Origin of the sequence: Oceanobacillus massiliensis str. N'diop (assembly GCF_000285495.1) — a bacterium.
Taxonomy (GTDB): domain Bacteria; phylum Bacillota; class Bacilli; order Bacillales; family Amphibacillaceae; genus Oceanobacillus; species Oceanobacillus massiliensis.
This window is the reverse complement of sequence record NZ_HE610978.1, coordinates 201,970-225,623: the sequence shown is the minus strand read 5'-3', so window position 1 is coordinate 225,623 and position 23,654 is coordinate 201,970. Positions and strand designations below refer to the sequence as shown.

The following is a 23,654-nucleotide window of genomic DNA, read 5'->3' as shown; positions in this document are numbered from 1 at the left end:
ACAAAGCAGCAGGTAAAACAGGTACTGCAGAGGTTGGCTATTATAAAGACGGTAAAAAACTGGCAGATACTTTGAACCATAACTTAATTGGCTATGCTCCATATGATGAACCAGAAGTAGCCTTTGCGATTATCGTTCCATATACCGGGGAAAACTCCGGAAACACTTCGAATCACAGAATAGGCAGGAAAATATTGGATGCCTACTTTGACATGAAAGAAAACAGAGACGAAGAAAGCAAGGATGATAATGAAGAAGCGAACGCGGAAGAGGAAACGGAAGGTTAAACCAATTATCAAAAACTACCATTCTTAGCAAGCTGGAATGGTAGTTTTTTTACGAAGTATAATTCACATAAAATTTACAATCACTTAATATAGTTACTCTATAATGGATATACGACCTATAAATCAGACAGTATATCAATGGGGGTTATAAGAGATGACTACACGTGACCAATTTCAGAATGAGCTCGATACTTTAAATGAGGATATTATCAAACTTGCAAATGCAGCCGGTCAGGCACTTGATGATGCGGTAGATTCTTTTTTCAATCAGGACGGGGAATTGGCAAAGCAGGTAATTGATAACGACAAGAAAATTGACCGAAAAGAATCAGAAATCAATGACCGGACAATTTTGATTATTGCCAAGCAGCAACCGGTTGCAACGGACTTAAGAAGGGTAATTACTGCCCTGAAGATACTTACCGATATCGAACGTATGGGGGACAATGCGAAGAATATTGCCAAATCGACAATACGTTTAGGCAAGAATGCATCGGTCATTCCTTCAGATTTAAGGGATATGCATAAAACGACAAAGGATATGCTCTACTCAGCGACACAGGCCTTCAAATATGAAGATATTACAATAGCGAGAAAGCTAGCGGAGATGGATGATCAGGTTGATAAGCAGTACAAGACAATCATTAGTGAATTGCTTGGTGAAACGGCTACACATCCTGATAAAATCCAGTACATCATGCAAATTGCATTTACGGCAAGATATTTGGAGAGATTTGCAGACCATATAACAAATGTAGGAGAAAGCATCCTTTATTTGGTGAAGGGGGAATACTACAACTTAAACTGACAGAAAATAAAATGGCAGCGGGGAGGATTTCCCTGCTGCCATTAGTTTAATGGGCCAATCTTTCAGCAATCTGATAGAAGCTCATATCGCTTGTTAATTCATATGAACCGATTTGGATTTGCAGACTATAATCATGTTCATCCAAATAGCTGTTAAATTCTGAAGCATCCTGAATGATCTGGTTTTCAGCAAGCAGTGAACTGATATCCGATGAGGCCATTCCAGGACTGATTGTCAATGTATAAGTCGCTTGGGCCTCTTTGGTTTCTTCCTCTTCAGCTGCAGATTCATCTGGACTATTTTCTTCCTCTGCTCTTTTTCAGCAGTGCTGTTTTGTTCTTCTGTTGGACTCTCTTCCTGCTCAGTCTCATTATTTTCAGATGGAGAAGCTTCTTTTGTTTCGGTTTCTTCTTGATCTTTTTCAGTCTTGCCGATACTCAGCTCTATATATTCTTCTTTGCTGAGGACCGTATAGCCTTCAGCTTCGATGAGCGGAATTATTTTTTCCGCATCCATATCCTTTGCTGACTGAACAGGCTCTTCTATAAAATAAAATACAATCAGAAGGATAACGGCACTTGTCAGTAATCCAACTGAGAAAGAACGTACTGTATGTTTCATCATTTTCTCCTTTATTTTCTCCTTTATTTTTTCCTGGATAGATGATTCTTTTATCGGTTCGTGAGGTCTTTGGTCAATTCCTCTGAAGGCATTAATTCCTCTTCCAGAATGTTGATTTTCTTCTTCATTTGATATGTATCCTGCATTGTTGTAATTGAAAACTGTTCAAGCTTGTTCTCCAATTCTTCAAATCTATCGTTCATGAAGTAAGATAGAACAAATAGAACAACTGCAACAATAATGACGGCTATTATTGCCACTAACATCCATATTCCCTCCCTTAATGTACAATAATAGTTATAACATAGAATTGAAAGTGAGAAAACCTTAAATTTTTGCGGTTAGATTCTTGATAAACTTTGTAAACTCTGATATTATAATTAAAGTCTGTACGAAAACCAAGATGATTATAAAGCAAGTTGTTAACAGTTTGGAGGGAAAAACATGCGCGTAAACGTAACTTTAGCTTGTACTGAAACAGGAGATCGTAACTATATTACGAAAAAAAATAAACGTACCAACCCTGAACGTATTGAGCTTATGAAATATTCACCACGTCTTAAAAAACACACTTTGCACCGTGAAACAAAATAAATGAATTTTTATTAAAAAACTCTTATCATAATAGCGATAAGAGTTTTTCAATTTTAGCAGGGAATGATGGAAATGGATAAAAAAGAACTGCGCATAGCTTCCATTAAGCGGCTCAAAAACTTGTCATCAGCCAAAAAGCAGCGGACTGAAGAAATCTTGACCACGCAGTTGCTGTCATCCTCTGCATGGCAAAATGCAGAAAAAATCGGCATTACGATAGCACAAGGGTTTGAGTGGGCGACAAAGCCCATCATTGAAGCGGGCTGGGAACAACAAAAAAGCATTTGTGTACCTAAATGTTTTCCGGATCAAAAAAAGCTCGTGTTTTATGAACTTGAATCATTTAATCACCTGGTGGTTGCCCATTATAGTCTGCTTGAGCCGAACCCAGAGATGTGCAAAGCGGTGAACAAGGACTCAATGGATCTAATGATTGTCCCGGGAATATTGTTTGACAGAAACGGATTCCGGATTGGCTTCGGCGGAGGCTATTATGACCGGTTCTTGAAGGATTATTCCGGAAAAAGTATTTCTCTATGCAGCAAGGATCAGCTGGTCGATAACATTCCGAGGCAGCCCTTCGATTTACCAGTCAGCACCGTTGTCACAGAGGATGAAATTTTTGAGACCTTTAACAGGTATAATTAACTGTTTTAGGAAAATAACTAATAGCACCATATATAGAAGAGGGTGTTATGATGAGAGCGCTAGTAATTCTAAGTCTTTTATTTACGGCAGCAGCCGTGATCTACCGCTGGCGGTATAAATTAATGAATACGGTACTTGCGGTTGGCATCATTCGAAAGCTTATGGTCGCATTATCAATGAAATTGCCAAGGGTACGTTCCAGCATTTTGCCGGAATTATTTAATGCCAAAACGAATAACTATGAATAGAAGTCTAAAATGGGAAGCGGCTTGCTGTCAGCTTCTTTTTTTATGTCTTATTTAGAAAGCATCTGATATGATAAATAAAGGAAGGTGAACTTATGGATCTGGATGAACAATATAAATTGTACTTTACTGCATACAGTCTGGTAACAGAAGGAGATTTTGACATCCTGCATTTGGATGTGCTTGCAAATGAAGTATGGCTGGAAAAATATGAAAACAAAACATCAAAGGTCGTGCGGCTCATCCAAAAAGGATTTGACTGGAAAAATCACTTAAGAAGAGATATCGCAAACGTTTTTCAAAAATCGAAGGCAATGCAAAGATTGCTTCAGGGAAAACATGTTGAAATCTATAATGTATATGTCTCGTCCCACGCACCGATCGATGATTGGGAAGTGTTAAAAAACCAATGCAGCTTAAAGAAAAGAATCCTTTAAAGATGAAGGTTTACTATTTGGACGATGAAGATGCCTCCGCAGAACTTGGCAGACTTCGGAGAGATCTCCATCTGCAAGAGAAGGACAGCTCTTTGGAGACAGACAAAGAAATGAAAGAAGCAGAGGTAACAAGCTACAAAAATTTTCTGGCAGATACGCTTGAAAAAAAAATAGAGAAGTTGAAAATGTGTTTTCTCATGGCAAACCATATGTTACATACTTATTGATTGTAATTAATGTTCTGATGTACATTTTCCTGGAGCTAAGTGGTGGCAGTTCCTCGATAGATACCCTGATTGAACTGGGCGCAAAATATAACCCCGATATTATCAATGGGGAGTGGTGGAGAATCATCAGCTCCATGTTTCTTCACATTGGCTTTTTGCATTTAGCAATGAATATGCTTGCAATCTTTTATGTAGGGACTGCCGTTGAACGTATTTATGGCGGAACCCGCTTTCTTATTATCTATTTCTTAGCAGGGATTGGCGGCGGACTTGCAAGCTTTGCATTTACAACAAGTGTGTCTGCCGGTGCTTCAGGTGCAATATTTGGTTTGTTTGGTGCACTGTTATTCTTTGGACTAATATATAAACGGATATTTCTGCAGACGATTGGTCAAAATATATTATTCATTCTGCTGATCAATATTGTCTTTGGATTTTTGGTTGCCCAAATAGATATGGGAGCACATCTTGGAGGTTTGTTAGCAGGATTCATTGCATCTGCTGTCGTGCATCTCCCGCAAAAAAGAGCTTATAAGCTGCAAATTCCTGCATTTCTTCTTTATCTTTTATTCATTGCCGGGCTTATAACCTTTGGTATTGCAAATAATGTGAACAGCCAATCATACCAGTTAATGCAAATGGAGCAATTGCTGGCAGACGAAAAATACGAAGAGGCTGTCGACATTGCTACGAGGGCACTTGATATGGAAGGAGATTTGGAGGCACCCATATTGTTTCAGCGATCCTATGCCTATATCGAATTGACAGAAATAGATCGGGCCATCACCGATCTGGAACAGAGTATACAATCGAAAAATCCTTTGCCTGAGGCATATTATAATCTTGCACTTTTATACTTTAATGATGGAAGAATAGAAGAGGCGAGAGAAATGATTTCAAATGCATTTGAAATGGAACCTGAAGTAGAGGCATATAAAAGTCTATACGAAGAGATTACAGGAGAATCCCCTTAGTTTGCTATACAGCATTCACAGAAAAGCTCACAGTCATTAAACACGGTGAGCTTTTTTTCTGGTTTACGGTATGCGCTGAATGAGTTTTTCTTTCTTTCCGTTCAATTCAAAGAGAACGAGCAGATGTGTGTTCTTCTTATCAAGCAGAATAAGAGGAATATAGCTGTCCAGCCGATCCTGTGGCGGGTCTGCTGCAGGGATAATATAGTTTTTATACAAACCTTCCCATAACCTGCCAATTATGTTCACAGATTCTTCCATAGGTATATTGGATAGCGGTTTATTATTGTATTTATGCAGGTCGACCAGTGGTATGCTAGTATAATTTGAAATATTGATTTCAAAATGGCGAAGCAGCTGATGCCAGTGAAACAGCAACTGCTGGCGAGATGTTCGATCAAGCAATTCTTTCCATTCCGTTTCATAGGGACTCGCTGGCAGTTTAAATGAAGCAATCGGTGTAGTTGGCGAATCAATGACGTATAATTCATCGTATGACATTAGCTGAACACTTTTGATTTCGTCGGATTTATCATGGTTTTCTCCGTGATGAAAAGATATACTTTGAAAATGGCTGGAATCCTCACTGGTCAATTTCTCCATGATTTTTATCCGACTTGAATTTTGTACCCACTTACTCCTGACCCCGCGAAGTCTTCCATTATCAAATAGCAGGGAAACATCTTGTCGAAGGTACATGGACTTGTCGCTGGTTGATGAACTTTCCCAGTCCACCTCATAGATGTTTTGGCCTTCTTCAGAAGTTAATGTGAGCTTTGTTGCTGCTTGTTCGATGGAACTGTCGGCATCGATCGGAAAAAAGCTTACAGCAGGAGTGGAACCTTCACGGATGATATATACTATCCCGAGAATAAACATCATTATAATAAGCGTGAATAGCTGCCATTTTTTCATCATTGTCATCCTCTTTTGAAAGGCTTGTCAGTAGATTGTATGAATAGCTGCCTTGAATTATGTGGGAATGTATAGAATAACTCTGCGGGAACAAACTATCTTTAACATATGCTGGTTTGTTTTTATTATTGACTATATTGATAAACTTGCTTGTCCGTGCAAATCGGCTGAAGCGGTTACGTTACTTTTTTATAACTCCACCGTATTATGCAAGAAGCGTGCTACTATTATTATGGATGCCGGGTGATTAGATGCAGGAAAAAGAGCAGAAAGTATGGAAGAGCTATCAGAAAAATGTCCAGTATTTGAATGAGCGCCTAGGGGTGGATAAAAGCTTCGATATCATTAAATTGGACTTGGAGTATGCCGGCAGGAACATGACCATGTTCATGATTGATGGGTTTGTCAAAGATGATATCATGCTGCAGACGATGAAGTTCCTCGGCAGGCTCGAACCAGAACAATTGGAACCGGACCCATTCGTCAAACTCATGAAAACGTATATTCCTTATATCGAGATTGATAAACAAGATGATCTGATTAAAGTGACCGATGCTGTCCTTGCTGGAACCACCGCATTGGTAGTAGATGGCATCGATACCATCATCATGATTGATGCAAGAACATATCCAGTAAGATCTTCAGAAGAGCCCGATCTTGAAAGAGTGGTCCGGGGTTCAAGAGATGGTTATGTAGAAACGATTATTTTCAATACGGCCTTGACGAGAAGAAGGGTCCGGGACCGATCGCTCCGAATGGAGTATCTACAAATAGGCAGAAGATCGAAAACGGATATCTGCATCAGCTATCTCGAGGATATAGTGGATATGGACAGGGTCGAAGAACTTAAAAACATCTTAAAGAAGATCGATACTGACGGACTTCCCATGGCGGAAAAAACAATCGAAGAATTTTTAAGCGACAGATACTGGAATCCATATCCTTCTATCCGATACACCGAAAGACCTGATACGGCGGCAGCGCATTTATTCGAAGGCCATATTCTGATTCTGATTGATGGTTCACCAAGTGTCATGATCACGTCAGCCACCTATTGGCACCATCTGCAGCACGCAGAGGAGTACAGGCAGAAACCGACCGTTGGGGCATATTTACGAATCGTCCGGTTTATTGCGGTGTTTTTTTCTATATTTATTCTTCCGCTGTATTATCTGTTTTCAGCGAATCCGGACATATTACCTGCGGGACTGGCGTTTATCGGGCCAAGTGAAAATGGAGTAATACCATTGCTTGTCCAATTTCTGATTGCTGAGATAGGACTTGATATGCTCCGGATGGCTGCCATTCATACTCCTTCTTCATTGGCTACCGCATTAGGTCTTGTTGCCGCAATTATGATTGGACAAATATCAGTCGAGGTAGGATGGTTTACGAATGAAGTGGTGCTCTATATCGCAACAGCTGCAATCGGATCCTATGCCACACCAAGCTATGAGCTGAGTTTGGCCAATAGATTGTCCAGAATCTTTCTGCTGCTTACAACTGCCTCGTTTGGGGTAAGCGGATATATGATTGGTATTACGGTTTGGGTCCTATATGTTACCAGAATGCGTTCCTTCCATATACCATATTTCTGGCCCTTTATCCCGTTTTCCTTTAAAGCATTTCGGGATATTCTGATCCGGATACCGATCCCTTTAAAAAATCGCAGACCGACCTTCTTGAATCCCCAGGACCCGGATCGTTAACGTTCCGGGTTCTTTCTTGATAAAATTCCTTGATTCCTATATTTTTGATATAATGGAATCTGGTGATGATATGAAAACAATTTATGAAATTCAGCAAATACTGAAAAGATACGGTACTTTTATCTACACGGGTGATCGCATCGGCGACCTTGAACTGATGGAAATGGAAATCGATGAACTGTACCAGATGAAATTTATTAATACCCATGATTTTCAAATGGCAAAGCTTATCCTAAAAAGAGAGAAAAATAGTCTGTTAGCTAAAAGGGAGGAATAATGAATGAATGAATTGCTTATTGGGATCGATATTGGTGGTACTTCCGTAAAATTAGGGATAATCGAAAGAAACGGCAATATATATAAAAAATGGGAAATACCCACAAACATTGAAAATGCGGGAAGAGCTATAGTTGACGATATCTGGCTCTCGATTGATGAAACGTTATCGGATATCGAGATTGATTCGTCTGCAATTGCGGGAATAGGTGTCGGCGCTCCAGGGTTTATCGAAACTGAAACCGGTTTCGTTTATGAAGCAGTAAATATCGGCTGGAAAAATTTCGATCTTGCAAACCAGCTGCAGCAAAAAAGCGGAATGAAGGTTTTTGTTGAAAATGATGCCAACACTGCTGTACTTGGTGAGAATTGGACAGGCGCAGGAAAGCAGGCCCGCAATCTAATTGCGATTACACTCGGTACAGGGGTCGGCGGTGGAATTATTGCCAATGGTTCTATACTGAATGGGGAAAATGGAATGGCCGGGGAGCTCGGCCATATCGTGGTAGAAGAGGATGGGTATCCATGCAACTGTGGGAAACGCGGCTGTCTGGAAACAATCACTTCAGCAACAGGGATTGTACGACAGGCCATGGAGAAAATAACAGAGTTTCCTGACAGTGTTCTCGCTGCTGCATATAATAAGAACCAAGCGATCTCTTCTAAAGAGGTTTTTGAATTGGCGAACGAGGGAGATAGTCTCTCGATCAGTATTGTAAAACATACTGCCGATGTTCTTGGCCGCATCATTGCCAATATGGGAGTAATCATTAACCCGTCAAAAGTTCTGATTGGTGGAGGTGTTTCCCGGGCAGGGGACCAGCTCATTGGGGAAATCAGAACTTCATTTGCGAAATATGCCCTTCCTCGAGTTGTAGAGGCATGCGAAATTACGGAAGCACAACTGGGAAATGATGCTGGTATTATTGGTGGGGCATTTTTGGTATTGGATAAGATGGATTTGGTTTAAATGACTCTTTAATTTTTGGTTATTTCTACTAAAATAGCATTTCATTAAATATATTTATGAAGGAATTGTAAATGGGGTGAAACCTTTTGAATGGCTAATACGTCTTATATAGTAGCTGTTTCAAAACAACGCGTTTACATTCCCTTCATTAAGGGAACTTATGATTTAGTTATTCTAAAATGAAACCAGAAAATAAAAGATGAGAGATTTATGGGAGGAAGAGCAATGAAGTTCAAACGACCAATCATGCCATTATATATAATTGCATCATTATTATTTGGTGTAAAAACATATATCGTATACAGATTTCTTTTTAATATAGAACTGGATAACTCGATGCAGGAATTGATTCTTTTTGTCAATCCATTTGTTTCAGCCTTTTTAATTTTTGCATTGAGTGTTTGGTTTAAAAGAAAATCACGTCAGATGAAGTTCCTTAGATATACGGCTTTAATTGGAACGGTTATTGTATTCGTCAATGTGGTATTCTACCGCCAATTTACAGATTTCATAACCATTCCGCAGCTATTCATGGGCAGTAATATGTCCGATCTCGGTTCGAGTATATTAACCCTTATTAAGCCCTATGATATTCTGCTGTTTGTCGATGCTGCAGTCATCTGGTATCTGAGCAGAAAACAAGAGGCTGCTTTGTCTGTCGACTATCCGAAAAGCGGCAAAGTATTTGCGCTTGCGATGTCCCTGGTATTGCTTGCCGGAAACTTTCTGCTTGCGGAGATGGAAAGACCACAATTGTTCACCCGTGCTTTTGACCGTGAATATCTTGTGAAAAATATCGGATTGTTCAACTATCATGCCTATGATCTCGTTGTGCATTCCAAGACGGAGTCCCAACGTGTATTTGCTGATGGAAATGAAATACCGGAAATACAGGAATTTATTGATGAAAACGTAAAAATATATGATAAGTCTGATATGTTCGGTGCAGCAGAAGGAAAGAATGTTATCTTCGTCAATGCGGAATCCCTGCAGCAATTTGTAATCAATAACAAAGTGAATGGGGAAGAGGTTACCCCTTTCCTGAATAGCCTAACGAAGGACAGTGACACCTATTATTTCGAAAACTTCTATGAGCAGACAGGGCAGGGAAACACTTCTGACTCAGAGTTTCTAATAGAAAATTCACTGTATCCTTTGAGTCGCGGAGCGGTTTTCTTTACACATGGTTCAAATGAGTATCACGCACTTCCTGAAGTAATTAAGGAAAAGGGCTATACTTCATCAGTACTGCATTCCAATAATAAGAGCTTCTGGAATCGTGATGGCATGTACGAAAGTCTGGAGATTGATCACTTTTATGGTGAAGAAGCATATGAGGTGACACCGGAAAATTCAATCGGCTGGGGTCTGAAGGATAAGCCATTCTTTGAACAGTCGATCAAGTATCTGCAATCAATGGAAGAGCCTTTTTATTCCAAGCTAATTACCTTGACGAACCATTTCCCATTTGAAATGGACGAACAGGACACATCAATTGAGCCATTTGAATCCAATTCAAACACATTGAATAACTATTTTCCGGCAGTCAGATATATGGATGAGGCCTTGGAACAATTCTTTGCGCAGCTAAAAGAATCTGGAGTCTATGACGATTCAATCATTGTCATAATGGGAGATCATATCGGCATCAGTGCAAATCATAATAAAGCAATGAGCATGTATTTGGGTAAAGAAGAAATCACACCATACGACCAGGTTCAGCTTCAGCGTGTTCCATTATTCATTCATATACCTGGTGATGGCAATGGAAAAGTTATGTCTGAAGTAACCGGACAGATTGATATGAAACCGACACTCTTAAATTTGCTGGGTATTGAATCCGAAGATGATGTCTATTTCGGAAACGATCTTTTCAGTGAAAAAAGAAAAGGCTATATCGCCTTAAGAAATGGTGATTTTGTCAGCGATGATTATATTTCAACAGCAGGAATCTGTTACGACAGAGTTACTGGTGAACCAATCGATGCAGCTGCCGGCAATGCCGATGCGGTGGAAGAGCATTCGCCAACAGAAAATGCCTGCTCTGCAATTCAGGAAAAAGTCGATAAAGAATTATCTTTCTCTGATAATTTAATATATGGAGATCTGTTCCGGTTTATTGATTTCGGGGAAGAGGAATAAAAGTACCTGAAACATAAAAACGGCAAAACCGGGATTCAGCAATTGCTGAATCCCGGTTTTTTACATAAAAAAAGTTAACTCGTGTAAGTTAACTTTTGGTTAGATCCAATTTTTAAATCATTACCCAGTGATTTCTGAAATGATCGTTGCAATTGAGAAGAATCCAAATGCCAATGCTGTAATTGCTGAAAATGCCAAAGCAAAGAGATTTTTGTATTTCAATTGACGAATGACCGATACAACAGCTAGTAATGCTACAACTAAAAATACAATTGCCAATAAGATATGCTGCATAGATTTCATCCTCCTTTGAAGCGTTGTCCCTAGATCCAGATTGAATTAGGAAATACTTTTATATTATTATGTAACTAAGACAATATAGTAATTATTTTATAGCATCCATTTGTATTTGTCGAGTTATATAATAAAACGTTTTCTTGCAAAATAATAATGACGGGAAATGGAGGGTCTCAATTGAATATTAAAAGTCTGTCACTCGGTCCAATTGGTACGAACTGTTATATCGTTTATGATGAAAACGATGCTTTAGTTATAGATCCTGGAGCAGAAGCGGATATAATCATGGGCTTCCTGGAACAAAAACAACTAAAGGTTCAAGGAATCCTATTGACACATGCCCATTTTGATCACATTGGAGGATTGGACGATCTTAAGAGATATACTGGTGCAGAGGTCTTTTTACACGAAGAGGAAAAAGCATGGCTTAAGGATCCAGCATTAAACGGTTCCCAAAAACTGATGGGAAATGAAATTATTGCAACAACAGAAACGAGCCCACTAACACCGGGGATAATGGACATTGCAGATTTCCATTTCAATGTTATTCATACACCTGGCCATTCACCAGGAAGTGTCAGTTTCATTTTTGGTGAGGAACTTTTCGCAATCAGCGGGGACGTCCTTTTTTATCAGGGAATCGGGAGAACAGACCTGCCTGGAGGAAGTATGAATGAACTTGAGACAACTATCCGGACGAAACTATACACATTGGAAGACGTTTATACTGTCTATCCTGGTCACGGACCAGAAACGACCATCGGAATAGAAAGGCAAAGCAATCCATTTGTAAAAGGATGATGAAATAAAACAAAAGTCCCCTGTACATGATTGTACAGGGGACCTTTGTTTTCTAATGTCCGAAACCAGGTACGAGTATAAATTCAGAATACCATGTAAATCCAACCATGAATACGGTACAATACGCTCCGAATAAATACATATACATGCGCTCAGATAATTTCAAATAACTAACTGCAAGGAAAAACGCCGTTTGAGCCAGGAATAATAGTGCAGTATTCGTCATGTCACCGACATAGAACATTACTGAGAAAATACCTGTCCAAAAGGCAAGAACACGAAACATGCGATCCATGCTTCTACCTCCTTTTAGATAACCTTTTCAATGTTATTATATATGACCATTCCAAGAATGTAAACGAATGTCATAAAACAACGGATCGTTGGTGATATATTTTCGGTTTTAACAGTCCATGTGACTTTCCCCGCAGACTTATGGTGTACTAGAACCATCATGTTGCAATACATCTGTTATTTTATAACTGTAGTCGTTTGAAGCAGCAGTGATCGTGAAATATAGCTCGAACTTATTTATATCCAGATTAGAAACCTCTATTCGTACATTACCATCGGGAAAATGATAGGTTACTGTTTCAGGTATTTTCAAGCTTCCAATCTCCGTTTTTATTTTCTCTCGCCCCATCTGAAAAAGTGTTTCCATTTTCAATTGCTGGATATGTGCCTTAGTCATTTCTGCATCTCTTTGATAATGCTGGATATTCGCAGAGACGAGAATAAGAATTAATGTGGTGACAAAAAGTACGTATGGCAGGACAAATCCATTTTCATCATTGGTATAGAATAATTGACTTTTCATGTTTTTCTCCTGTAGTGGTTATGACAGAAACCTGAATACCGTGGGGGAGAGGATGGAATGTTACTTCCTTCACTTCTCTTAGAAATATTTCATGCCCCTGACCATCGATTTGCCTTCTAATCGTACTTCCATACTGTTCCAAGGTGACAGTGGAATCAGCAAAATCCTGTTGCAGATATAGCTTTCTCCCATTGGTTTCTGCGGACGACGATCTGATAAAATCATCTTGAACAAAATGAAAAAACTGCTGAACGGAAATCTCGCTGTAATTTGAATTATAATCTGCCGCCGAAATTAGATATCCTAAAAATGGCAAGCAAATCGAAAGGATGGAGAGCGTCAATAATGCTGAGAAAAAAGTAAAGCCGTTTTTAGGTTGCCTGTAGGCCATACATGCATAGGGTTTCATTTCTTTGTTTGACATTTATCCATTCGACACATCCTTTAATGAAATCAGCTTCTTCTGTAAATTCAAATGTTGCTTGAACAGAATCGTTTTCTTTCTCAAATTTCTCAGGATAGGTTTGCGGAGCCCATATAAACTGCTGCAGTTCATCATGGAGCATATAGGCAAAAGTGCGGCGATCACTTAATACCTTCTGTTCAGAATCGAGAATCGTAATAAGCGGCAGTAATGTGGACACTGCTGTAAATAATACGGAAGCGGCAATCAACACTTCAATTAAAGTAAACCCATTATTTTTCTGCAATATAAAACCTTCCCTTCCCCAGTTGAAAAACCACATCGTACGCAGTATGGTCTGTCGTTATTAGGATTTTACGCGGATGGAGTACAGTTCCTTTTTCATTAAAGCTAATATCGGAAATTCCTCTGCCGTCAATGGTCAAACCGGAGGGGTAGGGCCTATGTGCAATTGGTTTTCTGGTTCCCCGCAATATCTTATAATGATCACTGTAAAGTCTGATAAATACTTTGTCGCCGGTACCCATAGAAGATAGGTTCTGTATATACAGCACATCAAATTTAAATAGTTCAAGAAATTGTTTTTCCTGCTGTTTGCGAAGTGTTTCTGAATTCAATGGCGGAGCGAGAATCAGGACAATAGAGAAGATCGCCAGGACAAAAAGGACCTCAAGAAGTGTAAAGCCGTTATGATTCTGACGGCGGGGAGACAATGCCTGTGCCGCTTTCTTCATCTATATTGTATCGTAATTCCTCACCGTTCGGACAATGTCTTTGATCCTCATTTATATAGCTTTCATCAACAAGGGCGGTCAGATCCCCTGGTAAAGTATTATGATCGATATAATAGGCATCCACCTGGGATTGAACAACAGATACGAGTGCTTCACAGCCCTTGCTATGCACTTCACTGCCCTTTTGCCCCAGATTAGGTACGATCAGTATGATTAGAACTGAAATGATCATCAATACAATCAACATCTCTATTAAAGTGAATCCTTTATTGTTTTTTAGCATCGGTTTGACTCCTTTATATGGTTTTGATCAGTTGGAACATTGGCCACATTAATGTTACATAGATAAAGATAATGAAGGTTGCCAATATCAAAAAGAATACAGGTTGGATCAAGGTGATGATTTTTACAACTTTACGTTGTATTTCTTCCATAAGCAGTTCTGCATACATGCTTAAATCTTTTTCCAGTGCATGGGCGTCAGCATCCTTTCGGAAAATGGAAGTCAGCTGCGGTTCCATAAAATGGAAAACCGTAAGCAGGCTGGCGATATGGAATCCTTTTGTCAGTTCAATTGTCATCTGTTGGGAATAATAAGCTACAATAGGCAATTTCTGCTGTTCGGACATGTGGAAGAGTATTTCCCGAAAGGACATTCCGGTCTTTAAGAGTGAACTGAAGTGGATGGCGAACAGATAGGAGGTTTGCAGTCTCAAAAACCTGCTGTAAATGGGGATTGCTCTGTACACCTTCATTTGTCTTTCAATTGGAAATTTATATTTAGTGATCCCAAAGATGATGATTCCTGTGACAAGCATTGCCGCCAAGATGGTGAGAGTAAAGCCTAACGTTTCGATGACAAACATGGATAGCTTTATGGTTGCAGATGATCCAGGACTTGTTTGGAACAGATTCTGAAAAGAGGGGAGCACACTTTGCTGGATAAAGTATAGAAGCAAGCCGAAGACAAAAAATAGAATCAATGGGTATCTGGAGGTTTGCTGGAATCTTTTAGCATATTTGATTCGATGTTCATACATGGAACGGCATTTGGCAACACTCCCTTGGAGATCCCCATTACCTCTCACAAAATATAGATAGGAGATGATGGTTGGATGGAAGGCAGCTTTTTCGAATGACTGATCAACCGAATATCCCTCTTTCAGGGAAGCTATCATCACTGCTGCAGTCGATTCCATTTCTTTATCCCATTGCATTGCTTCCAGAGCCTCCAGTAATGTGTACCCATTCGACAGGAAACGATGAATCAGTTCGAGAAAGCGGAGCTGCAGTGTATTGCTTAATTTCCGCCTACGAAAAGTAATTTTCTTCAGAGATATACCCATACGCAAAGGCCTTCTTTCTTAAATACTCAAATGAATGGAACGTTTGCGGCTTCCTATCTTCCTTGCCCGCTATCACATTTTCAAGAGTGGAACCATCCAGTAGCTCTAATATGGCAGCTCTGCGTGTGGGGATATTATCCAGTTCAATTGGCAGTAATTGAAGGGCTGCCACGGCTATAAGAGACTGCCTTAAATCACTCCGTTCGATTCCCATATCCAATAGCCGGTGAACGGTGCCGGCAGCATTTTTTGCGTGGAGCGTGCTCAGGACCAAGTGACCCGTCAAAGAAGCCTCAAACGCAAATTCAGCGATATGCTTATCCCGTATTTCTCCGACCATAATGATATCCGGATCATGGCGCAATGCAGCTTTGAGCCCTGTCTGGTACGTGATTCCTGCTTTTTCGTTTACCTGTACCTGGAGAATATTTTCCATATCCTTTTCGATTGGATCCTCCAATGTTATTGTCTGGTATGATTTTTCCTTCAGGATCGATTCAAGGAGGGCATATAATGCCGTCGTCTTGCCGCTTCCTGTTGGCCCTGTGAGAAGGATGATGCCAGCACGGTTTGAAGTCCATTGTTTTAGCTTTTTTAACTGATTTGGAAAAAGAAACAGCTGCTCAAGTGTGAGGGAGGAATCCTGCGGGAGGATTCGGATTGCCATGCTTTCCAGATTATTTAGCGGAAGGGTTGAAATCCGTAGTGAAAACAGTCTTGAGGCTGCCTTTTGCTGAATAGTGCCGTTTTGGGGTTTTCTGGATTCGCCTATATCCATGCCTGAGATGAACTTATAGTAGGTAAGGAGTACTTGATACTGCTCGGATCGGATTTTCTTGTAATGCAGTCGCTTGCCCTGTATGCGGAAGAAGATATCTGTGTGGTCATGGTAGGGGTAGAAGTGAATATCGGAAGCTTTTGCCTCAATCGAAGCGTTCAAAAGTCTGTCAGATAAATTTGATGCAGAATTCAATAAATTTTCACCTCCTTATAATTATCCAACACATATAGTATTCGACAGGATTTGATGATTTCCTCCCCAAAAAAGAATTTTTTTGAATATATTTTTTCTATTTGCAAAAGATAGGTATATATGAACTAGTTGGAGGAAGAATCATGTCAGGCAATGATTATTTGAAATTTATGACTGAGCAGGTGGTTTCCTATATGGAATTGCCTTCAGAGGAAAAGAGGAAGCGGAAGGAAGCACAGAAAAGGGATGCCTCCCTTTATGCAAACAAGTGGCTAGGTATGCTTCCGTTCACGCTTAAAATAATATTCCACAAGGGAGAATAGCAGATGTGTCATCAACTGCCGTTCTTTTTTGTATGTAAAACGCTTATTGATTCCTTCGTTGCTCGATAATCCTGCACGTGGTCAGAAGTGCTGCTGAACCAGCTGAAAAGCGTTTGGCAGGGCAGGAAACGAATTCCCAGAGCAAAAGGCATCCAGTTAATTACGCAAGATAATTCGATAAAGAACAACCTTCTAAAAAAGACTCCTCTAAAAAGCCCATGAATCTAATCAGAGCTGTTTAGAGGTTTTTTTGCTGTCTGACTGCACCTGTCATCTCCCATGTTCCGCCAGGGTAACGAAACGAAACGTGACTGGTCAATCCTATAAAGTATTTTCTTTTAAATAGAAGATTCCTCCATTAATGACGTTCATGCTGATCCTTGGCTGGTATTTCTCTGTTAATTCTTCAATCTCATTTTCCATCCGTTCTGTGTTGTTCTCACCCTCGTAAAAATGTTTCAGTGTTCGTATTTCTTCATTTAGGGTTGCCATTGATTCGGCGGCCCATGAATGTTCCTGATCATCGATATAACTCGATAGGACACCTTCTATTCTTAAATAACCGCTTTTCAGCCTGATTAAAGGTGACAAAGTAAAACAATAATCTGATATGGTTGTTTGCAGCTCAATGCTATTTAATTCTTCCATTACATTCAGTTTCATTTTGCCATTCACCAAATGCAGTCCAATCGAGATGATTTCATCCTTTTTATGCTGCCCCTGATAGCTGATTTTGATATTCATAATCAGCCAGGGATATAACGGAGTTTTCTTGGTCGTTGCCACCTTTTGAAATAATTTCGTAAACCGTTCATTGCTTTTTAGATGATTCATGATTTGCTGAAGCCGCGGACTGCCAAAGTGGATCCACTCTCCTTGCGCATCACGCTTGTTGGGATTCGTAATCAGTGTAAGCTGCATCGGGTCGCCTTCACGTCCCATCTTTTTAATATAGTGCCAGTAAAAGGGTCGGTTCATCAGTTCTCTGTCCATATGCTCATTGAGCTGTATCTGAAGGATACCATCCTTGTTCTCGATAATACTGCAGTTCTTTGCCGTAAAGTAATTACTTAGGAACACATTAAGATCAGTTATTGCCATAGAGTCTCTCCTCATCTTGAAGCTGTGCTGGTGTACTTGTTATGACTGAAGAAAGGTTATTTAATTTAATTCGGATTTCACCTGAAGAAGTTGATTCATTGTAAATCGACTCCATTTCATTTTCAATGCTTGAAATGTCTAACTCAGCAAGGATATCATCGAGATTACCGATAACCTTTTCGAATAGGGTGATTTTTTCATAGAGCAGGGTAAGCATATGCTCCTCAATTGTATTTTTTACGGCCAGATTATAGATATGCACATCCTTTTCTTGGCCAAATCGGTGGATTCGTCCGATCCGCTGTTCCAAGCGCATTGGATTCCAAGGGAGGTCATAATTGATCAGGTGGTTGCAGAATTGGAGATTAATTCCTTCACCGCCTGCTTCGGTTGCGATCAATACCTGTGCATGGTTCTGGAATAGCTGTTTCATCCAGTCTTTTTTGCCTCGTTTAAATCCGCCCCGGAATGGTACTGAACTGATGCCATGCTGCTGCAGATACCATTGCAGATAGAGCTGGGTTGCACGGTATTCTGTAAAGATAATTACTTTCTCATCCCCGAATGAATGAATTAATTCAATTATCTTTTCCGCCTTGATATGATGTGAAAGCTGCTCAATTTTTGCGAGAATCGGCTTGATGGCCGTATCATTATGCTCCCCGGAAACTTTGGCTAAAGACATATAGCACGCCTCTCTGGAAGAACAGATTTCTCTTAGATAGGTAATTTTGGAAAATGTGGAAAAGCCAAGTGAGATATTAACAAGCTGATCATAAACCTCCCGCCACTCAGCTGGATATTCCAGCCATATATTCTCAATTTTACGTTTGGAATGATTGAGCTTGGTTGCTTCTCTTGTATTCCGGATCATAACCTTTTGTATCAGCTGCTTTAAGTATGGATCCTGTTCCAATTTTGTCCTATCTTTTCCGAACTTCTCAATAAATGATTCATAGCTTCCTAAATGGCCTGGTTTAAGAATAGTGATTAGATTAAATATCTCAATCAGACGGTTTTGAACGGGTGTTGCAGTCAGCAGCAGACAATATTTCTTTTTTAGTGCACGTACGAATTGATAGTTTCTGGTTTTATGGTTTTTTAGTTTATGCGCCTCATCAATAAGAATGAAATCATAGTCCATATCCAATATTTCTTCCTGGTTTGGCGATCGTTTAGCAGTATCCAAGGAAGAAATAATCACCGAATTGTCCTTCCAGCTGTAATTCTTGCGATGTGCAACTGCTGGTATATAAAACTTTTCATTCAATTCTTTGACCCACTGATTAACGAGGGACGCGGGTACTAGAATAAGTGCATTTTTAACCAGACCGCGGATCATGTATTCTTTTAGAATCAAACCAGCTTCAATTGTTTTACCAAGTCCCACCTCATCAGCTAATATAGCCCTTCCGTTCATTGCTTCAATCGCCTGCTCGGCAACTTCAATCTGATGGTCCAGGAAGTCAACATGCGGTAGGTATTGCAGTGCACGCAAGCCATTGAACGATGGAGACATGGTAGTAAGCTCTGCTTGATATGCCATGGAAAAGAGATCCCAGCTTGAAATCTGTTCATCTTTATCAATGACTGATTCTAACTCTTCTATAAACCCAGAATCTTTGTATACTTGAATAGAATCCATATGATAATTCCACTTCCTGTTATTAAAATTTGGATTTTGCTATTGCTTTCGGTATTAATATGATATAATTTAAAAGAAAAGAGATTTTCTCAGTTACTGATACATAGTATAACCAAATATCAGCGAATGATTACAAGGGGAGAGCTTACTTTAGGTAACGCCGAAGGAGCAAGTTAAGAGCGAATCTCTCAGGCAAATAGACTCTTGTAGGACGCTACTCTGGAGAGTGTTTACGATTCGTAAACCACCCACGAAGCAAGTATCTGAACAGAATGCTAATGTTAGACGTCAGATATGCAACTTTCTGGTATAAGGACAGAGATTTCTTCAGTATTTGAAGAGATCTCTATTTTTATGCACTTTTTTAAAAATACGAATGGGGGAGTGCTTAGATGAGTGAGTTGAAACGAACGCCATTATTTCCTGAATACGGTAAACATGGAGCGAAAACGATCGATTTTGGCGGATGGGAGCTGCCGGTACAGTTTACGGGTATAAAAAGGGAACACGAGGTGACACGCACGAAGGCAGGGCTTTTTGATGTGTCACATATGGGAGAGATCTCTGTAAAGGGTCCGAAAAGCTTTGAATTTTTGCAACATTTAGTAACCAATGACCTGTCAAGACTTGTTCCTTCCCGTGCTCAATACAACATTATGTGCTATGAGGACGGTGGTTCGGTAGATGATTTGATTGTCTATATGATCGCCGAAAATGAATATTTGCTTGTAGTGAACGCAGCCAATACGGAAAAGGATTATGAATGGATACAGCAAAACAATCATTATAAGAACGATGAAGTCCTGGTTGCCAATGTGTCTGATGAATATGTGCAGTTAGCTTTGCAGGGTCCAAAGGCAGAGGAAATATTACAGCAAGTGACCGAAACGAATTTAAGCGAACTTAAGTTTTTCCGATTTGAGGATGGAGTCCAACTGGATGGCCTAAAACATTCGGCAATTGTGTCACGTACCGGCTATACCGGTGAAGATGGGTTTGAAATCTATGTGAGACAAACAGATGGACCGGCACTCTGGAACATACTTCTAAAGTCGGGGAAGGATAAAGGACTTGAACCAATTGGCCTTGGAGCAAGGGACACACTTCGTTTTGAAGCGAATCTTCCATTGTATGGCCAGGAAATTTCCAAGGACATAACACCGGTTGAAGCAGGACTGACCTTTGCAGTCAAACCAAATAAGGATGCAGATTTCATTGGAAAAAAGGTCCTTAAAGAACAGATCGAACATGGACCATCAAGAAAGCTGGCTGGAATTGAAATGCTGGATAAAGGTATTCCGCGCCATGGCTATACGGTACTGAAGGATGGACAGCCGGTTGGTATGGTGACTTCCGGAACACAGTCACCAACACTGAATAAAAATATAGGACTTGCTTTAATCGATACACAATTTACAGAAGCTGGAACTGAATTGGAAATACAGGTAAGGAAACGCATTCTTAAAGCAATTGTCGTTAAGACGCCGTTTTACAAACGAGATAGATAGGGGAGGAATATGCAATGGAGTTTCGTTATTTACCTATGACAGAATCCGATAAAACAGAGATGCTTCAGACAGTTGGGGTGCAGTCAACGGATGAACTGTTTTCGGACATTCCGGCAAGTGTGCGCTTTCAGGGAGAATTGAAACTGAAAAAGCCTGCCAATGAATATAAATTAAAAAGAGAGCTTACAGAAATGGCGGGGAAAAATGCAAATTTAAAACAATACAGTGCCTTCCTTGGCGCAGGTGTATATGATCATTTCATTCCATCGGTTGTCGATCATGTCATATCAAGGTCAGAATTCTACACGGCATATACGCCATATCAGCCCGAAATTTCCCAAGGGGAGCTGCAGGCCATTTTTGAATTCCAAACAATGATCTCTGAACTGACTGCAATGCCTGTCGCCAATTCTTCGATGTACGATGGCGGCACTTCACTTGCTGAAGCTGTCAATTTAAGTGCAGCCCAGACAAAAAGGAAAAAAGTGCTCGTTTCTGCTGCAGTACATCCGGAGTCACGAGCAGTCATTGACACCTATGCAAGAGGGCAAAACATTGAAGTGGTAGAGATTGGGCTGCAAGAAGGTCTTACCGATCTAGAACACTTAAAGCGGGAGCTGGATGAGACCATTGCAGGTGTCGTTATCCAATATCCGAACTTTTTCGGCAATATTGAGCCCTTGGAGAAAGTACAGCAGCTGATCAAGCAGCAAAAGAAAACAATGTTTATCGTTTCAAGCAACCCATTGGCTCTGGGTTATCTGACTCCACCAGGTGAGTTCGGTGCTGATATTGTAGTCGGCGATACACAGGTATTCGGAATCCCTGCCCAATTTGGCGGACCGCATTGTGGTTATTTTGCTACGACCGAGAAACTGATGCGAAAGGTACCCGGAAGACTGGTTGGCCAAACGAAGGATGAGGATGGTGCAAGGGGATTTGTTTTAACGCTGCAGGCAAGGGAGCAGCACATCAGGAGAGATAAAGCAACCTCCAATATCTGTTCCAATCAGGCATTAAATGCCCTGGCAAGTTCCGTTGCAATGAGCTCTATCGGAAAGCACGGACTTCGAAAAATGGCAGCCTTGAACATGCAAAAGGCAAGATATGCAAAGGCAAGAATGAAAGAGGCAGGACTTGAAGTGGTTTCTGAACATGCTATTTTTAACGAATTTGTCGTTAAACTTAGTAAACCCGTTACAGAGATTAACGAAAACCTGTTTGAGAAGGGGATCATTGGCGGCTATGACCTGGAAAGAGATTTTAAGGATTTAAAAGGGCATATGCTTGTTGCGGTTACAGAAATCCGTACGAAAGAGGAAATCGATACTTTCGTCAAAGAATTGGGGGATATTAATGGCTAATCAAGACTTTCCATTCATTTTTGAACGAAGCAAAGAAGGTAGAACAAGCTATAGCCTGCCGGATCTTGATGTACCTGAATTAGACTTGGAAACGGAACTGGATGACATGTACATACGCAAGAATGCGCCGGAACTCCCTGAAGTAAGTGAACTTGATATTATGCGTCATTATACAGGCCTGTCCAATCGGAATTATGGTGTTGACTCTGGCTTCTATCCGCTTGGATCCTGTACGATGAAGTATAATCCAAAAATAAATGAAGATGTCGCCAGGCTGGAAGGTTTCAGCCATATCCATCCCTATCAAGCTCCAAGCACGGTTCAAGGTGCGATGGAAATGCTTTATGATTTGCAGACGTCTTTAAAAGAAATTACTGGTATGTATGAAGTATCTCTCCAGTCAGCTGCAGGGGCCCATGGTGAGTGGACGGCATTGATGATGATTCGTTCCTACCATGAAGCAAATGGTGATTTTGGAAGGACAAAGGTAATCGTTCCGGATTCTGCACATGGAACAAACCCTGCCTCTGCTGCTGTTGCAGGTTTTGATGCAGTTACTGTTAGATCAAATGATCAGGGACTGGTCGATTTGGAAGATCTAAGGCGCGTTGTTGGAAGTGACACTGCAGCACTTATGCTGACAAATCCCAATACACTGGGTTTATTTGAAACAGAGATTATGGAGATGGCTGAAATCGTCCACGCAGCAGGCGGGAAGCTCTATTATGATGGAGCGAACCTAAATGCGATAATGGGCTATACGCGACCGGGTGATATGGGATTTGATGCGGTACACCTTAATCTCCATAAAACATTCACAGGCCCGCATGGCGGAGGTGGACCCGGATCAGGTCCTGTAGGGGTTTCCAAGGAACTTGAACCATTCCTTCCTAAACCAGTAATTACAAAGGAAAATGATACATTTGCATTCGATAATAATCGGCCGCAATCCATTGGAAGGGTCAAGCCGTATTATGGTAATTTTGGCATTAACCTGCGTGCCTACACATATATTCGCACAATGGGGGCGGAAGGTCTGAAGAAGGTAAGTGAATATGCGGTCCTGAATGCCAACTATATGATGCGTCAGCTGGAAAAGGAATATGATTTGCCATATCCGCAGCATTGCAAACATGAATTCGTTTTATCAGGTAGCAAACAAAAGAAATTAGGGGTGCGAACCCTCGATATTGCGAAACGGCTGCTGGATTTCGGATACCACCCGCCAACCATTTATTTCCCATTGAATGTTGAGGAAGGCCTGATGGTTGAACCGACAGAGACGGAATCCAAAGAAACGCTGGATGGTTTTATTGATACCATGCTAACTATCGCCGATGAGGTAAAAAATAACCCAGAAATAGTTCAGGAGGCACCGCATCAGACGATTGTAAAACGGATGGATGAAACAACAGCGGCAAGGAAGCCAATTTTGAGATACACGAAATAATGTATAATGTATATGGAG

The 23,654-nt window shown here is 40.5% G+C and carries 32 protein-coding genes and 2 riboswitches; of the genes, 17 read left to right on the top strand and 15 right to left on the bottom strand.

Annotation, left to right across the window (positions count from 1 at the left end; all coding sequences use genetic code 11):
- On the top strand, window positions 1-287 hold a 287-nt coding region (locus tag OMHG_RS11020), incomplete at its 5' end, for a penicillin-binding transpeptidase domain-containing protein (RefSeq protein WP_010650888.1).
- A gap of 154 nt (window positions 288-441) precedes the next feature.
- The gene (gene phoU / locus OMHG_RS11015) at window positions 442-1,095 is read left to right on the top strand and encodes a phosphate signaling complex protein PhoU (protein WP_010650886.1); all 654 of its coding nucleotides are present in this window, start codon (window positions 442-444) and stop codon (window positions 1,093-1,095) included.
- A gap of 46 nt (window positions 1,096-1,141) precedes the next feature.
- Here the strand turns inward: phoU and OMHG_RS11010 are convergent, their stop codons facing one another.
- The 3 genes from OMHG_RS11010 to OMHG_RS11000 are packed head-to-tail and all read right to left on the bottom strand — an operon-like array spanning window position 1,142 to window position 1,982.
- Window positions 1,142-1,333, bottom strand: a complete 192-nt coding sequence (locus OMHG_RS11010) for an endolytic transglycosylase MltG (RefSeq protein ID WP_010650883.1) — start codon at window positions 1,331-1,333, stop codon at window positions 1,142-1,144.
- On the bottom strand, window positions 1,330-1,716 hold the full coding sequence (locus OMHG_RS11005; protein ID WP_044476921.1) for a hypothetical protein: 387 nt from the start codon (window positions 1,714-1,716) through the stop codon (window positions 1,330-1,332). The genes OMHG_RS11010 and OMHG_RS11005 overlap by 4 nt, the downstream gene beginning before the upstream one ends.
- A gap of 50 nt (window positions 1,717-1,766) precedes the next feature.
- A complete protein-coding gene (locus tag OMHG_RS11000) occupies window positions 1,767-1,982 on the bottom strand; it encodes a hypothetical protein (protein WP_010650880.1) in 216 nt (71 codons plus the stop codon).
- 178 nt (window positions 1,983-2,160) lie between these two features.
- On the opposite strand from OMHG_RS11000, the gene rpmG reads away from it, so the two are divergent.
- The 6 genes from rpmG (at window position 2,161) to OMHG_RS19060 (ending at window position 4,841) form a co-directional block, all read left to right on the top strand.
- A complete protein-coding gene (gene rpmG / locus OMHG_RS10995; protein ID WP_010650879.1) occupies window positions 2,161-2,310 on the top strand; it encodes a 50S ribosomal protein L33 in 150 nt (49 codons plus the stop codon).
- A gap of 72 nt (window positions 2,311-2,382) precedes the next feature.
- A complete protein-coding gene (locus OMHG_RS10990; RefSeq protein WP_044476959.1) occupies window positions 2,383-2,958 on the top strand; it encodes a 5-formyltetrahydrofolate cyclo-ligase in 576 nt (191 codons plus the stop codon).
- A 50-nt stretch (window positions 2,959-3,008) separates the two neighbouring features.
- Window positions 3,009-3,206: a hypothetical protein gene (locus OMHG_RS10985; protein WP_010650877.1), complete on the top strand. Its 198-nt coding sequence runs from the start codon at window positions 3,009-3,011 to the stop codon at window positions 3,204-3,206.
- A gap of 92 nt (window positions 3,207-3,298) precedes the next feature.
- Window positions 3,299-3,640 (top strand): hypothetical protein, encoded by a 342-nt coding sequence (locus tag OMHG_RS19070; RefSeq protein ID WP_044476920.1) that lies wholly within the window; start codon window positions 3,299-3,301, stop codon window positions 3,638-3,640.
- Between the two features lie 2 nt (window positions 3,641-3,642).
- Window positions 3,643-3,867, top strand: a complete 225-nt coding sequence (locus OMHG_RS19065) for a hypothetical protein (protein WP_237566182.1) — start codon at window positions 3,643-3,645, stop codon at window positions 3,865-3,867.
- Window positions 3,864-4,841, top strand: coding sequence for a rhomboid family intramembrane serine protease (locus tag OMHG_RS19060; protein ID WP_237566181.1), 978 nt, complete (start codon window positions 3,864-3,866; stop codon window positions 4,839-4,841). Before OMHG_RS19065 ends, OMHG_RS19060 begins: the two co-directional genes overlap by 4 nt.
- A 63-nt stretch (window positions 4,842-4,904) precedes the next feature.
- On the opposite strand, the gene OMHG_RS10965 is transcribed toward OMHG_RS19060, so the two are convergent.
- Window positions 4,905-5,759 (bottom strand): hypothetical protein, encoded by an 855-nt coding sequence (locus OMHG_RS10965; protein ID WP_044476919.1) that lies wholly within the window; start codon window positions 5,757-5,759, stop codon window positions 4,905-4,907.
- A 248-nt stretch (window positions 5,760-6,007) separates the two neighbouring features.
- Between OMHG_RS10965 and OMHG_RS10960 the strand changes: the two genes are divergently transcribed.
- The 4 genes from OMHG_RS10960 (at window position 6,008) to OMHG_RS10945 (ending at window position 10,853) form a co-directional block, all read left to right on the top strand.
- Window positions 6,008-7,465: a spore germination protein gene (locus OMHG_RS10960; protein WP_010650874.1), complete on the top strand. Its 1,458-nt coding sequence runs from the start codon at window positions 6,008-6,010 to the stop codon at window positions 7,463-7,465.
- Window positions 7,466-7,535: 70 nt separating this feature from the next.
- A complete protein-coding gene (locus tag OMHG_RS10955; protein ID WP_044476958.1) occupies window positions 7,536-7,742 on the top strand; it encodes a YqgQ family protein in 207 nt (68 codons plus the stop codon).
- Window positions 7,743-7,745: 3 nt separating this feature from the next.
- Complete coding sequence (locus OMHG_RS10950; RefSeq protein WP_010650871.1) at window positions 7,746-8,711, top strand: ROK family glucokinase; 966 nt, start codon at window positions 7,746-7,748, stop codon at window positions 8,709-8,711.
- 225 nt (window positions 8,712-8,936) lie between these two features.
- Window positions 8,937-10,853, top strand: a complete 1,917-nt coding sequence (locus OMHG_RS10945; RefSeq protein ID WP_010650870.1) for an LTA synthase family protein — start codon at window positions 8,937-8,939, stop codon at window positions 10,851-10,853.
- Between the two features lie 120 nt (window positions 10,854-10,973).
- On the opposite strand, the gene OMHG_RS10940 is transcribed toward OMHG_RS10945, so the two are convergent.
- Window positions 10,974-11,147, bottom strand: a complete 174-nt coding sequence (locus OMHG_RS10940; protein WP_010650869.1) for a DUF2759 family protein — start codon at window positions 11,145-11,147, stop codon at window positions 10,974-10,976.
- A 180-nt stretch (window positions 11,148-11,327) separates the two neighbouring features.
- Between OMHG_RS10940 and OMHG_RS10935 the strand changes: the two genes are divergently transcribed.
- The gene (locus OMHG_RS10935; RefSeq protein ID WP_010650868.1) at window positions 11,328-11,951 is read left to right on the top strand and encodes an MBL fold metallo-hydrolase; all 624 of its coding nucleotides are present in this window, start codon (window positions 11,328-11,330) and stop codon (window positions 11,949-11,951) included.
- A 52-nt stretch (window positions 11,952-12,003) separates the two neighbouring features.
- Here the strand turns inward: OMHG_RS10935 and OMHG_RS10930 are convergent, their stop codons facing one another.
- From OMHG_RS10930 to comGA, 8 genes are all read right to left on the bottom strand, one after another.
- On the bottom strand, window positions 12,004-12,246 hold the full coding sequence (locus OMHG_RS10930) for a DUF2626 domain-containing protein (protein WP_010650867.1): 243 nt from the start codon (window positions 12,244-12,246) through the stop codon (window positions 12,004-12,006).
- 138 nt (window positions 12,247-12,384) lie between these two features.
- On the bottom strand, window positions 12,385-12,768 hold the full coding sequence (locus tag OMHG_RS10925; protein ID WP_010650866.1) for a hypothetical protein: 384 nt from the start codon (window positions 12,766-12,768) through the stop codon (window positions 12,385-12,387).
- A complete protein-coding gene (locus tag OMHG_RS10920; RefSeq protein ID WP_081498525.1) occupies window positions 12,740-13,192 on the bottom strand; it encodes a ComGF family competence protein in 453 nt (150 codons plus the stop codon). Before OMHG_RS10920 ends, OMHG_RS10925 begins: the two co-directional genes overlap by 29 nt.
- Window positions 13,140-13,478 (bottom strand): type II secretion system protein, encoded by a 339-nt coding sequence (locus OMHG_RS10915; RefSeq protein ID WP_010650863.1) that lies wholly within the window; start codon window positions 13,476-13,478, stop codon window positions 13,140-13,142. The genes OMHG_RS10920 and OMHG_RS10915 overlap by 53 nt, the downstream gene beginning before the upstream one ends.
- Window positions 13,465-13,926, bottom strand: coding sequence for a competence type IV pilus minor pilin ComGD (gene comGD / locus OMHG_RS10910; protein WP_044476917.1), 462 nt, complete (start codon window positions 13,924-13,926; stop codon window positions 13,465-13,467). Before comGD ends, OMHG_RS10915 begins: the two co-directional genes overlap by 14 nt.
- On the bottom strand, window positions 13,880-14,209 hold the full coding sequence (gene comGC, locus OMHG_RS10905) for a competence type IV pilus major pilin ComGC (protein ID WP_010650860.1): 330 nt from the start codon (window positions 14,207-14,209) through the stop codon (window positions 13,880-13,882). The genes comGD and comGC overlap by 47 nt, the downstream gene beginning before the upstream one ends.
- A gap of 13 nt (window positions 14,210-14,222) precedes the next feature.
- Complete coding sequence (gene comGB, locus OMHG_RS10900) at window positions 14,223-15,272, bottom strand: competence type IV pilus assembly protein ComGB (RefSeq protein WP_010650859.1); 1,050 nt, start codon at window positions 15,270-15,272, stop codon at window positions 14,223-14,225.
- The gene (comGA, locus tag OMHG_RS10895; RefSeq protein ID WP_010650858.1) at window positions 15,238-16,245 is read right to left on the bottom strand and encodes a competence type IV pilus ATPase ComGA; all 1,008 of its coding nucleotides are present in this window, start codon (window positions 16,243-16,245) and stop codon (window positions 15,238-15,240) included. The genes comGB and comGA overlap by 35 nt, the downstream gene beginning before the upstream one ends.
- A gap of 143 nt (window positions 16,246-16,388) precedes the next feature.
- Here comGA and OMHG_RS10890 point away from each other — a divergent pair, with 143 nt between their 5' ends.
- Window positions 16,389-16,568 (top strand): YqzE family protein, encoded by a 180-nt coding sequence (locus OMHG_RS10890; protein ID WP_010650857.1) that lies wholly within the window; start codon window positions 16,389-16,391, stop codon window positions 16,566-16,568.
- 321 nt (window positions 16,569-16,889) lie between these two features.
- On the opposite strand, the gene OMHG_RS10885 is transcribed toward OMHG_RS10890, so the two are convergent.
- On the bottom strand, window positions 16,890-17,669 hold the full coding sequence (locus tag OMHG_RS10885; RefSeq protein WP_010650856.1) for a YqhG family protein: 780 nt from the start codon (window positions 17,667-17,669) through the stop codon (window positions 16,890-16,892).
- Window positions 17,656-19,314 (bottom strand): DEAD/DEAH box helicase, encoded by a 1,659-nt coding sequence (locus OMHG_RS10880; protein WP_010650855.1) that lies wholly within the window; start codon window positions 19,312-19,314, stop codon window positions 17,656-17,658. The genes OMHG_RS10885 and OMHG_RS10880 overlap by 14 nt, the downstream gene beginning before the upstream one ends.
- 126 nt (window positions 19,315-19,440) lie before the next feature.
- A riboswitch (glycine riboswitch) is annotated at window positions 19,441-19,528 on the top strand.
- Between the two features lie 3 nt (window positions 19,529-19,531).
- A riboswitch (glycine riboswitch) is annotated at window positions 19,532-19,635 on the top strand.
- Window positions 19,636-19,706: 71 nt separating this feature from the next.
- Between OMHG_RS10880 and gcvT the strand changes: the two genes are divergently transcribed.
- From gcvT to gcvPB, 3 genes are read left to right on the top strand one after another with little or no spacing between them, the layout of a single operon-like run.
- Window positions 19,707-20,822 carry a glycine cleavage system aminomethyltransferase GcvT gene (gene gcvT, locus OMHG_RS10875; protein ID WP_010650854.1) on the top strand — a complete coding sequence of 372 codons (1,116 nt, stop codon included), beginning with the start codon at window positions 19,707-19,709 and terminating at the stop codon, window positions 20,820-20,822.
- 14 nt (window positions 20,823-20,836) lie between these two features.
- A complete protein-coding gene (gene gcvPA, locus OMHG_RS10870) occupies window positions 20,837-22,186 on the top strand; it encodes an aminomethyl-transferring glycine dehydrogenase subunit GcvPA (protein ID WP_010650852.1) in 1,350 nt (449 codons plus the stop codon).
- Window positions 22,179-23,636, top strand: a complete 1,458-nt coding sequence (gene gcvPB, locus OMHG_RS10865; RefSeq protein WP_010650850.1) for an aminomethyl-transferring glycine dehydrogenase subunit GcvPB — start codon at window positions 22,179-22,181, stop codon at window positions 23,634-23,636. The genes gcvPA and gcvPB overlap by 8 nt, the downstream gene beginning before the upstream one ends.
- The last annotated feature ends 18 nt before the right edge of the window (window positions 23,637-23,654 follow it).